We start from the raw sequence: 12,737 nt of genomic DNA on the forward strand, positions 1-12,737 counted from the left end.
GGGTTACCTCCACTCATTGCCGAACTCGGCTTCGAGTTCGTCGATCTCTGCTTGGGACAGCGACACCAGGGGCAGGTCGGACGGGGTGTGCCCGCCCGCCGCGCGGGTGCCGCCCGCGGCCTGCGCGGTCAGCTCCGTCAGCCACCGGTCCGCGAGGGCGTGTACGTCGTCCTGGGACCAGATGCCGGGGGCCCAGGACCAGGTGGTGTCGAGCCGGCCGTCCTCGGTGGTCACGGCGGTGATCTCCAGGCCGTGCGCCACGGGCATGGCGGGATCGTGCACGGCGCCGAGGTTGCGCAGGGCTTCCGGTGCGAGGGGCCAGTCGCCGTCGGCGGAACGGGCCGCCCGGCCCAGGTAGTTGAAGCCGACTTCCGGCGCCGGGAGGGCCGCGAGGAGCGGCCCGTTGGACGGGTCGAGGTGGCGCAGCAGGCCGTATCCGATGCCGTGGTCCGGGACGGACCGCAGCTGTTCCTTGACGGTCTTGAGGACCTGGGCCGGATCCGCGGGGTCGACTCCGGCGAGGTCGAGCCGGGCGGGCACGACGCTGGTGAACCAGCCGACCGTGCGCGACAGGTCCAGTCCGACGGCGATCTCCTGGCGGCCGTGCCGCTCGACGTCCAGCAGGAGGGCCGGGTGGCCGTCCTTGGCGCGCCGCCAGCGCACGAACGCGGCGGCCAGCGCGGCCAGCAGGACGTCGTCGGGGCCGGCGTGGAAGGCGGCGGGCACGGTGGTGAGCAGATCGTTGGTTACCGCGGCCGGGAGCTGCCGGGTGAGATGGTGCATCTCGCCGACGACGTCCCGCCGGGGGTCGGGCCGACGGGCACCCAGCGGAGGACCGGGGTCCTCCAGCACATCGCGCCACACGTCCATTTCCGCCGCCCGTGCCGGGGTACAGGCCTCCCGCTCCAGCAGGCGGGCCCAGTGCCGGAAGGAAGTGCCCCGCTCGGGCAGGTTCTCCTCGCGCCAGGCCGCGGCCAGGTCGGAGCACAGGATGCGCCAGGACACACCGTCCACGGCGAGGTGATGGATGGTCAGAAGGAGCCGCCCGGGACGGTCGGGACCGGCATCGCACCACACCGCGCGCAGCAACTGCCCCTGATCGGGCCGTAGTTGTGACGCCGACTTGTTCAGTATCTGTGCGAAGTCTGCCGGTCCGGCGATGCGTTCCAGCGCCGTGGCCGCGTCGACGGTCCCGGGCGGAGGAATCTCGGCCTTCCGTTCGTCGGGCGTCAGACGCATCCGTAGCACGTCGTGGTGGTCGAGTACGGCCTGCAGCGCGGCCGTCAGGCGCTTCTCGTCCGCGCCGGGCGGAGTGACGAACAGCACCGACTGGCTGAACGCCCCGATCGGACCTCCGCGTTCCCGCAGCCGGTGCATGGCCGGGGTGAGGGGCAGCATGCCGATCGGCGAGTCCTGTTCCGGGAACGGACTGGGAGCCGGACGAGAGGCGGCCGCGACGGCGAGAGCGGCGACCGTACGGTGCTCGAACACGTCCCGCGGGGTCAGTCGCAGCCCTTCGGCGAGCGCGCGGCTGACCAGGTGGATGGAGGTGATGCTGTCGCCGCCCAGGTCGAAGAAGCCGTCGTCGACACCGACGGCGTCGGCGGGAACTACGAGGACCTCGGCGAACAGGTCCCTGAGTGCCTCTTCCTGGGGGGTGCGCGGTGCCCGTCCTGTCGCCGTCTCCCGGGTGGTGTCCGGTGCGGGCAGGGCGGTGCGGTCCAGCTTGCCGTTCGGGGTCATCGGCAGCGCGTCGAGCGCCACGAGGGCCTCGGGGACCATGTGGGCGGGCAGATGGCGGGCGGCGTGCGCGAGGACGGTGGGGCAGTCGGCCTCGGTGGCTCCCACGACGTACCCGACCAGGCGCCGGACTCCGGCCCGGTCCTCGCGGACCACCACCGCGGCCTGGGCGACGGCCGGGTGGGCGGTGAGCACGCCCTCGACCTCGCCGGGCTCGATCCGCAGTCCGCGGATCTTGAGCTGGCCGTCGGCCCGCCCGCGCAGCTCCAGGGTGCCGTCGGCCCGCCACACGGCGAGATCACCGGTCCGGTACATGCGTCCGCCGGACGGATCGAAGGGGTCGGCGACGAACCGCTCGGCGGTCAGGCCGGGCCGCCTCCAGTAGCCGCGGGCCACGTGATCGCCGGCGACGTACAACTCGCCCTCCACACCGGTCGGTGCGAGGTTCAGCCGGGCGTCGAGCACATACGTCCGGGTGTTCCACATGGGGCGGCCGATGGGCACCGGTCCGGTCGGCAGTTCGTCGCCGGGCTCGATGCGGTGGTCGGTGCAGCCGACGGTGAGCTCGGTCGGGCCGTAGTGGTTGATCAGACGTACGTCGGGGTGGTCGCGGCGCCAGGTGCGCAGGGCCTCGCCGACCAGTGCCTCGCCGCCGAGCATGAACTCCTCGGTGGGGGAGAGGTCGTGCGGCAGTACGGGCAGCAGCGGCAGGTGGCTGGGGGTCGCCTTGAGGAACGTGTAGCCGCCGTTCGCCGGCGTCGCGCCCGCATCGTGGAAACCGGCGATGTGCACGCGGCCTCCGGCGGCCAGCGCCCCGTGCAGGGTGGTCACGGTGGCGTCGAAGGACATCGTCGCGTGCAGCAGCGAGGCACCGCGCAGACTCGGGTACGCCTCGACACAACGGGCCACATAGGTGGTGAGGTTGCGGTGCTCGACGACGACGCCCTTGGGGCGGCCGGTGGTGCCGGAGGTGTAGATCAGGTAGGCGGGATCGGCGGGCCGGGCCTCCGGGAGAGGTGTGTCCGGATCGTCCGGGGCCGCGTCGGGCTCCACCACCGCACAGCCGACGCTGCACCCGGCGGGGAGCCGGTCCCGGGTGATCAGACACACCGGATCCGCGTCGGCGAGGAGATACGCGGTGCGGTCGGCCGGATGTTCCGGGTCCAGTGGCAGATACGCGGCGCCCGCCTTGAGGACGGCCAGCACGGCGACCGCGAGGTCGACCGACCGGGGCAGCGAGAACGCGACGATCCGCCCCGGACCGGCACCGTGCGAGGAGAGGACACGCGCCAAACGATTCGCTCGGTCGTCGAGTTGACGGTACGTCAGTGAGGTGGTGCCGTCCCCGACGGCAACGGAGGCCGGCGACTCGGCGGCGCGCGCCTCGAAGAGCCGAGGAAAGGTGATGTCCGGTACCTCGTGTGCCGTGTCGTTGAACTCGGCCAGGAGCTGGTGGCGTTCGCGGTCGTCGAGGAGGTCATGCGTGCTGATGGCGCGGTCGGGATGACGGACGGCGGCCCGCAGCAGCCGCTCCAGACGGGCGGCCAGGTCCTCGGCCGTGCGCCGGTCGAAGAGGTCGGCGCTGTACTGGAGGATGCCCTCGATCCCGTCAGGGGAGCCGTCAAAGGCGCGCTGCTCGCCCAGGTTGAAGGTCAGGTCGATCTTGGTGGCGCCGGTCTCGACGGGAAGCGTCCGGGCCTGCAGTCCGGGGAGGTCGAGACGGGGTCCGGCGGTGGGGCGGAAGGCGAGCATCACCTGGAAGAGCGGGTGCCGGGCGAGTGAGCGGGGCGGGTTGAGGGCCTCCACCAGGTGCTCGAAGGGCAGCTCCTGGTGGGCGTAGGCCGCCAGGTCGGTTTCCCGGACCCGGGCCAGCAGTTCACGGAAGCTGGGCTCGCCCGAGGTGTCGGTGCGCAGCACGAGGGTGTTGACGAAGCAGCCGACGAGGTCCTCCAGCGCCTCGTCGGCGCGACCGGCGACCGGCGTGCCCAACGGGATGTCGGTGCCCGCGCCCAGCCGGGTCAGCAGGGCGGCAAGGCCCGCCTGCACCACCATGAACACCGTCGTGCCGGTCTCGCCGGCCAGTGCCCGCAGCCGCCGGTGCAGGTCCGCGTCCAGCCTGACGGGGATGTCGCCGCCCCGGTGGGTGGCGCGGGCCGGGCGCGGGCGGTCGGCGGGGAGCGGGAGTTCGTCGGGGAGCCCGGCGAGCGCCCGGCGCCAGTGGTCGAGTTGACGGTCCAGGTCGTCGCCGAGCACCTCGCGCTGCCAGACGCAGTAGTCGGCGTACTGGACGGGCAGGGGCGCCCGGTCCGGCTCCCGGCCCTCCAGCCGGGCCCGATAGGCAGTCGCCAGGTCGAGCAGCAGCGGGTCGAGGGACCAGCCGTCGGCGGCGATGTGGTGCAGGACGAGGAGCAGGACGTGGTCTTCGGGACCGAGGACAAGGAGACGCGCCCGGAACGGAACGTCCGCCGAGATCTCGAACCCCTCCCCCGCCAACTGCGCCAGCCGCTGCGGCAGTTCGGCCTCGGTCACGTGGTCGGCCTGCAGCTCCGGCGGACAGGGGTCCAGCAGCCGCTGGCACGGCAGGCCGTCGGCGTCCGGGTAGACGGTGTGCAGGATCTCGTGCCGGGCGACCAGGTCGGCGAGGGCCGCGCGCAGGGCGTCCGCGTCGAGGCCTGCGCCGGTCAGCCGGACGGCGAGGGGGATGTTGTAGGCCGCGCTCGGGCCCTCCAGCCGATGCAGGAACCACAGCCGCCGCTGGGCGGAGGACAGCGGGGCCTCACCGAGTTCTGTGCGCGGAGTCGGCCGCGGGGCGGGTCGTACGGCCGCCCCGGCTCCCGCCAGCAACGGGGCGAGCCCGGCCGGAGTGGGCGCCTGGAAGACCTCGCGCAGGGTCAGTTCGACGCCGAGGGTGGTGCGGATACGCCCGAGGAGGCGAAGAGCGAGCAGCGAGTGTCCGCCGAGCGCGAAGAAGCTGTCCCGGGGGCCGACGTCCGGGAGGCCGAGCAGATCGGCGAAGAGGACGCACAGGACGTCTTCGTGGGGACTGCGCGGCGCGTGCGCCTGCGGGGCGGCAGCAGCGGGCGGAGCAGGCAGCGCGGCCCGGTCGAGCTTGCCGTTGCGCGTCAACGGCAGCCGGTCGAGGACGACGACAGCCGAGGGAACCATGAAGTCGGGCAGGAGGGCGACGAGGTGGTCCCGCAGATCTTCGGGAGCGGGAGCGGGACGGTGGGCGGGGTGGGCGCCGGAGGCGGAAACAGCACGGTGGGCTGGATCGGCGCCGGCGGCGAGAACAGCACGGTGGCCTGGGTCGACGCCGGAGGCGAGAACAGCACGGCGGGCTGGATCGACGCCGGAGGCGAGAACAGCACGGTGGGCGAGCTGAGCACCAGGGGCGGGAGCTCCCTGTTCCGGTGCCCGATCTGCCACACGCCCGGCCTCAGTCACCACCCCCGCGTTCTCAGTTCGCCGGGCCGCCCGCGCCGACAAGGCATGTTCAGCTCGGCGAGGCTCGCGCGCGGATGCCGACCTTGCAGCGTCGGCGGCCCACGGTTCACCCGTCGTCGTGGCCTTGACCCCGGTGCAGACCGCGTACGCGACCAGCCGTCGGTCGCCCGGCCGGTCCTCGCGGACGACCGCCACCGCCTGGGTGACCTCGGGATGGGCGGCGAGAGCCGTCTCGATCTCGCCCGGTTCGATGCGGAAGCCGCGGAGTTTGACCTGGCCGTCGGTGCGGCCGTGGAACTCCAGCTCGCCGTCGTCCGTCACGCGCGCGTGGTCGCCCGTGCGGTACATACGGGACCCGGGCGGCCCGTACGGGTCGGCGGTGAAGCGTTCGGCGGTGGTGCCGGGACGGCCGAGGTAGCCGCGGGCCACACCCGGTCCTGCGAGGTACAGCTCCCCCACGGTGCCCGGTGGGAGTGGCTGCAGGGCGCCGTCGAGGACGTAGGCGCGCATGCCGTTGAGAGGGCGGCCGATGGGCAGCGGGTCCGGTACCGTCGCGGCCGCCGTGCAGGGGCGGATGGTGGCGAAGGTGGTCGTCTCGGTGGGGCCGTAGCCGTCGGTGACGGTCAGCTCGGGGCAGGCTGTCAGGACCCGGCGGACCGCCGGCGCGGGCACGGCCTCTCCGCCGGTCCAGACCTGGCGCAGTCCCGCGAAGCAGCCCGGGTCCTCCTCGGCGGCGAGGCGGAACAGCCCGGCGGTGAGCCACAGAGCCGTCAGCCCGTGGCGCTGTGTCAGACGGGCGACGGCGGCGGCGTCCACGTCCTCCTCCGGCCCGGCGACCACGGCGGTGCCGCCGGTCAGCAGCGGTACCCACATCTCGTAGGTGGAGGCGTCGAACGCCGTCGGCGAGTGCACCAGCACGCGCGCGTGCGCGCCGCCCGCGAAGGCCGGGTCGGCGGCCAGCGCGGTGACGTCGCGGTGGGTGACGGCGACGCCCTTGGGGGTGCCGGTGGAGCCGGAGGTGTAGCTGACGTAGGCGAGCTGCGCCGGGTGCAGGAGCACGGCGGGGTCCGTGTCCGGTTCGGCGGCGAGCGACGGGTCCGCGGGAGCGACCGTGGTCACGCCGTCGTACGGCTCGGTCGGCTCGGTGTCGGTCAGCAGGACGTTTGCGCCGGTCTCGGCCAGGAGCTGCCGGGTGCGGGCAGCCGGCGCGCGCGCATCGAGGCCGACGTATGCGGCGCCCGCCTTGAGTACGGCCAGGAGCGCGGCCAGCAGCCCGTCGGAGCGGTCCAGCAGGACCGCCACGCGGTCCTCCGGGCGGACGCCGAGGGTGATCAGGCGGTGCGCGAGCCGGTTGGCGCGGCTGTTCAACTGCCGGTAGGTGGTGGTGCGTTCGCCCTGGATGACCGCCGTGGCGTCCGGGGTGGCCGCGGCCCGGGCCGCGAGGAGTTCCGGCACGGTCGTCGCCGCTCCCGCGGGCGCGGCGGAGCCGACGAGCCGGGCGTCCGCCCGCTCCTGCGGCAAGGTCGCCTCGACCCGGCCGACCGGGGTGCCGGAGGCGACGACGGCTCGGGTGAAGTGCTCCACGAAGCGCGCGAAGCGCCGGTGATGGGCCGCGAGTTCGGCGTCCGTGTAGTGGTCGGGGCCCGCGTCGAGGTCAATGCGGATGCCGCCGCCGTCCGCACGGTCGTACACATTGACGGCGAGGTCCTCGACGGGCCCCGTGGACAGGTTGTGCCGGGTGGTCGGATGCCCGGCGAACCGCAGCTCCGGGCCGAACGCCATGATGTTGACGACCGGCCCGAAGAAGCGGGGGCCGTCCTGCGGCCAGTCCGGCTCCCGGCGGAGGTCCTCGCCGCGGTACCGCTGGTGCACCAGCAGCTCGCGGGTGGCGGCGGCCGTCCGGCGTACGAGGTCTTCAGCGGCGGTGTCGGGCCGTACGGACAGCCGCAGTGGAAGCACGTTGGACGCCATGCCCGGCGTGGCCAGTTCGGTCTCGCTCTCGCGGGCGGTGACGGCGAGGCCCAGGACGATGTCCCGGGCGCCGGTGAGCCGGTGCAGATAGGCGGCGGTCGCCGCGAGCAGGACACGCGACCAGCGGGTGCCGGTCTGTTCGGCAGCCGCGTGCACCAAGTCCCCTGCTGTTTGCGGGAGATGGCCGGTACGGCGCAGGAAGCGCCCCGCGACATGTGGCCGTCGGGCGGACAGGCTCACCGGGTCGGGGCGGTCGGCGAACGCGGACGTCCAGAACTCCCGGTCCGCCGCGTGTCGTTGGCCGGCGCGGTAGGCCTCGTCCGCGGCGACCAGCGGGGTGAGGGGCGCGGGCGGCGGGACGTGCGGCGTGCCCGCGACGAGGGCGCTGTAGGCGTCGGCGACCCGGCGCGCGAGGAGGGAGCAGCTGTAGCCGTCGACGGCGATGTGGTGGTAGCGCTGGTACCAGATCCAGTGGGCGGCCGTGAGGTGCAGCAGCGCGTACCGGAAGAGCGGTGACCGGTCGAGCTCGAACGGCGTGGCGAAGTCGGCGGCCATCCAGGCCTCGGCTGCCGACCGGGGGTCGGCTTCGCCCGTGAGGTCGACGACGGGCAGCTCCCAGGCGGGGTCGGGGTCTACGAGCTGGCGGACGGTATCGTCCTCGGCCGTGAACCGGACCCGCAGTGTCTCGGTGGCCGCCACCACCTTCTGGACGGCCGCCCGGAAGCGGACGGGGTCGACGGGGCCGTGGATCTCGGTGTATTCACCTACGTTGTAGGCGGGCCCTGCGGGGTCGAGCCGCTGCCCGAACCACATGGAGCGCTGGGCGGCGGACACGTCCAGGGTGCGGGGCAGGGTCATCGGGCGGCCTCCGTGACCGCCGTGAGGTCGGTCAGCTGCCGTGCCACGAGCTCGGCCGCGTGCCGCGGGCCCTCGTCGCGGCCGGGCCAGGGCACGCGCAGCCAGGGCTCGGCGGAGATCAGCGGCAGGTCGCGGGCCTGGCGTGCCCGACCGCCTCCGGTGATGTTGAGGAGGACGAGTTCGTCGCGGCGGACGCGACCGGTCCGTGCCGCCTCGGCCAGGGCGGCCAGGGCCACTCCGGCACCCGGCTCGATGTCGATGCCCTCGATTTCCTCGAACAGGGCCATCGCGGCGAGGGCAGTGACGTTGTCGGTGCACAGGACGTCGCCGCCGCTCTCGGTGAGCACGTCGCGGACACCGCCGCGGACGGTGAACGGCGGGCGCCGGTTGGTCAGTTCGCGTGCCAGCGGCTCGAGTTCGCGATCGCTGTCCCGGTGGGCAGGAGTGGCGCCGGTACATCGCCACGCGTCGTACAGCGGTGCGAAGGGCGCGTTCTGGCACATCAGCAGGCGGGGCAGTGCCTCGCCGTCGGCACGCAGTCTGCGGGCGGCCTCGTGGGCGCCGATGGCTCCGGTGCCGCTGCCGACGGCCTGCACATAGGTCTCCGGGAGCCGCCCGAGGGCATCGGCGGCGGCCAGCATCACGGTGCCCAGGCCGTCGCGGCGGCCGACGTTGCGTGCGCCGCCCTCGGCATGGTGGCCGGGCAGGGCGGACAGCAGGTCGGCGCAGGCTATGGCGTCGCTGTAGGTGGCGGTGCCGTCGAGGACCACGAGCCGGACGCGGGGGTCGAGCGGTGCGGGGAAGCGCATCCGCTCCAGGGCCGGTGCGGGCACGACGAGCAGACAGGGCACCCGGTGGCAGGTGGCGGCCCAGGCGAAGGCGGCGGCGGTGTTGCCTGCGGAGGGAATGACGAGCACGGGCGGTTCGGCGGGCAGCCGGCCGAGCACCGTGTAGGCCTCAAGATCCTTGAAGGTACAGGTCGGCAGGGCCGCCCCGCGCTCGGGCCAGTACCCGTTGAAGGCGACCCACAGCCGGTCGAGGCCGATACGGCGCCCGAGGCGCTCGGCGCGGTGGACGACCGGTCCGGGAACGTCGGGGAAGGTGCGCACCACCGGCAGCAGTGAGGCATGCCGGAACAGGCCGCTGTTTTCGCCGACGCGGGTTCCGGTTGTCTCGTGGTCGCCGTTGTACTCGGTGCGCAGGAATGCCGGTTCGTGCCGGCGGGAGCAGTCGAGGAGGAGGCCGTCGTCCTCGTAACGGTTTCCGCAGGAGGAACAGACGACGGTGTAGTGACGTGTTCCCGGGCCTACTCCGGACATCTTCGCTTGCCTTCCGCAGTGCCGCGTCTCGCTGATCAATTGGACCCGGCGGTTCAGGAAGGGCGGGCGACGCACGAATTACCTTTTGGCGACGCCTGGTTGACGGACAGGAAGCGCTTACCATCTCCTTATGCGGATCGGCGGACTGTTCAGTTCCGCTTCACTTGCCCTTATCTGCCGGACAGTTGAGAAAGCGCATACCCGTGGAGATCATCCGAAGCGCGATAGCCGTTCGGAAAGGGTGGCGGATACATGGGCGACAAGCCGACGGGGACGAAAGCGGGGAATGAGACGGAGCCCTGGCGCTGGCTTCCCTCCCCGGTTCCGGTTTCCCTTCTGTCCTCGGACGGCGGGACGGTGAGCACGACGTACTCCGAGCCTCCGGCCGAGTCGCTGCTGACGGTGTACCGGAAGATGGTCCTCGGGCGCCGCTTCGACGAGCAGGCGACCGCGCTCGCCCGGCAGGGCAGGCTCGCGGTCCATCCCTCCAGCCTCGGCCAGGAGGCCTGCCAGGTGGGCGCCGCGCTCGCCCTGCGTGCCACCGACTGGCTGTTCCCCACCTACCGGGACTGTGTCACGCTGGTCAGCCGGGGGATCGACCCCGTCGAGGCGCTGACGCTGCTGCGCGGGGACGCGCACTGCGGCTACGACCCGATACGGCACCGCACGGCACCGCAGTGCACCCCGCTGGCCACCCACGCCGCGCACGCCACGGGAGTGGCCCACGGCGAGCGCCTCAAGGGCGCGGACACGGTCGCCCTCGCGCTGGTGGGCGACGGCGCCACCAGCGAGGGCGACTTCCATGAAGCCCTCAATCTGGCGGGCGTGTTGAAGGCTCCGGTGGTGTTCCTGGTGCAGAACAACGGGTACGCCATCTCGGTCCCGCTGTCCGAGCAGTGCGCGGCACCGAGCCTGGCGTACAAGGGAGTCGGCTACGGCATCCGGTCGCAGCAGGTGGACGGCAACGACGCCGCGGCCGTACTCGCCGTACTGAGCGGAGCGGTCGAGGACGCCCGGGCGGGCGGTGGTCCGTGGCTGGTCGAGGCGCACACCTACCGGATGGGCCCCCACACCAGCGCCGACGATCCCTCCCGGTACCGCGCGGCCGCGGAGGCCGACGGCTGGCGGGAGCGCGACCCGATCGCCCGGCTGGAGTCGGCGCTGCGGGCACGGGGCCTGCTGACGGACGAGGACGTGAAGACCGCAGCCGCCGAGGCGGAGGCGTACGCCACCGACGTACGCGAACGACTCCGCGCAGATCCGGACTTGAACCCCGCAGCCCTCTTCGACCACGTCTTCTCCTCGCCGACCCCACACATGACCGATCAACAGGCCATCCTCCGGGCCGAGTTGGAGGAGCGCTGACATGACCGCGGTCGACACGGGGATGGCCCAGGCACTCAACGCCGCCCTGCGGGACGCGCTGGGCGCGGACGAACGGGTCGTCGTCTTCGGCGAGGACGTCGGCCGGCTCGGCGGCGTCTTCCGGGTCACCGACGGGCTGCGGGACGCCTTCGGCGAGGGCCGCTGCTTCGACACGCCCGTCAGCGAGGCCGGTATCGCGGGCCTGGCGGTCGGCATGGCGATGGCCGGCTGGCGGCCCGTGGTGGAGATGCAGTTCGACGCGTTCGCCTACCCGGCGTTCGAGCAGATCACCTCCCACATGGCGAAGATGCGCAACCGCACCCGCGGCGCCCTCCCGCTGCCCCTGGTCGTCCGGATCCCCTACGGCGGCGGCATCGGCGGTGTGGAGCACCACAGCGACTCCAGCGAGGCGTACTACGCGCACACGGCCGGCCTGAAGGTCGTGACCCCGGCGACGGCGGCGGACGCGTACTCCCTGTTGCGCGAGGCGATCGACGACCCGGACCCGGTGATCTTCCTGGAGCCGAAGCGCCGCTACTGGACCAAGGAGCATCTCGAACTCCCGGTCCGGACCGGGCCCTTCGGCGCCGCCGCCGTACGCCGCGCCGGAGACGACGCCACGCTCGTCGCCTACGGCCCCTCGGTCGCCGTGGCGCTGGAGGCGGCCCGGCTGGCCGCCGCGGAAGGCCTGGACGTCGAGGTGCTGGACCTGCGGACCCTCGTGCCCCTCGACGACGACGCGCTGACCGCGTCGGTGCGGCGGACCGGCCGGTGCCTGGTGGTGCACGAGGCGCAGGGCTTCGCCGGGGTCGGCGCCGAGATCGCGGCGCGGGTGCAGGAGCGGTGCTTCGACGCGCTGCGGGCTCCGGTGCTGCGGGTCACGGGGCTCGACATCCCGTATCCGCCGCCGTTGCTGGAGGACGCCCATCTGCCGGGCGTGCGCCGGGTGCTGGACGGTCTGCGCCGCCTGCTGCCCTCCTCCGCGCGACGGGCCCGCCCCTCCCTTCCCGCCGCCGCAGACGCACCCGTGTCCGGCCGTACGTTCCTCCTGCCCGACCTGGGTGAGGGGTTGGCCGAGGCGGAGGTGCTGGAGTGGAAGGTCGCCGTGGGCGATCCCGTCGAGCACGATCAGGTCGTTGCGGAGGTCGAGACGGCCAAGTCCGTGGTGACGCTGCCGAGTCCGTTCGCGGGGACCGTCACGGCCCTGCACTGCGGGACGGGTGAGGTCGTCGAGGTGGGGGCGCCGCTGCTGACCGTGGAGGAGTCGGCAGCCGCGTCCGGTTCGGGTGCCGTCCTGACCGGCTACGGAACTTCCGGGCGGGCGGGTCGTGCGGCGAACACGACCAGGACGACCGATGCCGTACACGAGTCGTACGGCCCGGTCCACGCGGCGGCGTCCGCCAGCCGTACTCCGCTGGGCCCCTCGGCCGACAAGTTCGTCCGCGGGCACCGGGACACACCTGCGGTGACCATCTGGGCGGACACCGACGCAGGCGGCCTGCTCGCCGCCCGCACCGCCCTCGGTACGGGCCTGATGCCCCTGCTCGCCCGGGCCTGCCTCGACGCGCTGGCCGCCTTCCCGGAGCTCAACTCCCGTGTCGACGCCGACCGTCAGGAGCTCGTGCGCCTCCCGCACGTGCATCTCGGCTTCGCCGCGCAGACCGACCACGGACTGGTCGTCCCCGTGGTCCGGGACGCGGACCGCCTCTCACTCGACGCCCTGGCCGCCGAACTACGACGGCTCACCGACCTCGCCCGCCACGGTGCACTGCCCGCCGAACACCGCACCGGTGGCACCTTCACCCTGAACAACTACGGCGGCTTCGACGTCGACGGCGCCACGCCGATCCTCAACCACCCCCAGGCGGCGATGATCGGGGTGGGCCGCATCACCGACCGCCCCTGGGCGCAGGACGGCCGCGTCGAAGTCCGCAAGGTCGTCAATGTGTCCCTGACCTTCGACCACCGGGTCTGCGACGGCGGCACGGCGGCCGACTTCCTGCGGCACGTCGTCGCGGGCCTGGATGTCGCCGTCTGAGC

At 73.2% G+C, this 12,737-nt stretch carries 4 protein-coding genes; 2 read left to right on the forward strand and 2 right to left on the reverse strand.

What is annotated here, in order from left to right; all coding sequences use genetic code 11:
* Positions 1 to 3: 3 nt before the first annotated feature.
* Together ABD355_RS05500 and ABD355_RS05505 are read right to left on the reverse strand one after the other, a co-directional pair.
* Positions 4 to 8,013, reverse strand: coding sequence for an amino acid adenylation domain-containing protein (locus ABD355_RS05500; RefSeq protein WP_344398905.1), 8,010 nt, complete (start codon positions 8,011 to 8,013; stop codon positions 4 to 6).
* Positions 8,010 to 9,332, reverse strand: a complete 1,323-nt coding sequence (locus ABD355_RS05505) for a cysteate synthase (RefSeq protein WP_344398906.1) — start codon at positions 9,330 to 9,332, stop codon at positions 8,010 to 8,012. Before ABD355_RS05505 ends, ABD355_RS05500 begins: the two co-directional genes overlap by 4 nt.
* 252 nt (positions 9,333 to 9,584) lie before the next feature.
* On the opposite strand from ABD355_RS05505, the gene pdhA reads away from it, so the two are divergent.
* Complete coding sequence (pdhA, locus tag ABD355_RS05510) at positions 9,585 to 10,697, forward strand: pyruvate dehydrogenase (acetyl-transferring) E1 component subunit alpha (RefSeq protein WP_344398907.1); 1,113 nt, start codon at positions 9,585 to 9,587, stop codon at positions 10,695 to 10,697.
* Position 10,698: 1 nt separating this feature from the next.
* Positions 10,699 to 12,735 carry a 2-oxo acid dehydrogenase subunit E2 gene (locus ABD355_RS05515; protein WP_344398909.1) on the forward strand — a complete coding sequence of 679 codons (2,037 nt, stop codon included), beginning with the start codon at positions 10,699 to 10,701 and terminating at the stop codon, positions 12,733 to 12,735.
* Positions 12,736 to 12,737: the final 2 nt, after the last annotated feature.

This window comes from Streptomyces longisporus (assembly GCF_039532765.1).
Taxonomy (GTDB): domain Bacteria; phylum Actinomycetota; class Actinomycetes; order Streptomycetales; family Streptomycetaceae; genus Streptomyces; species Streptomyces longisporus.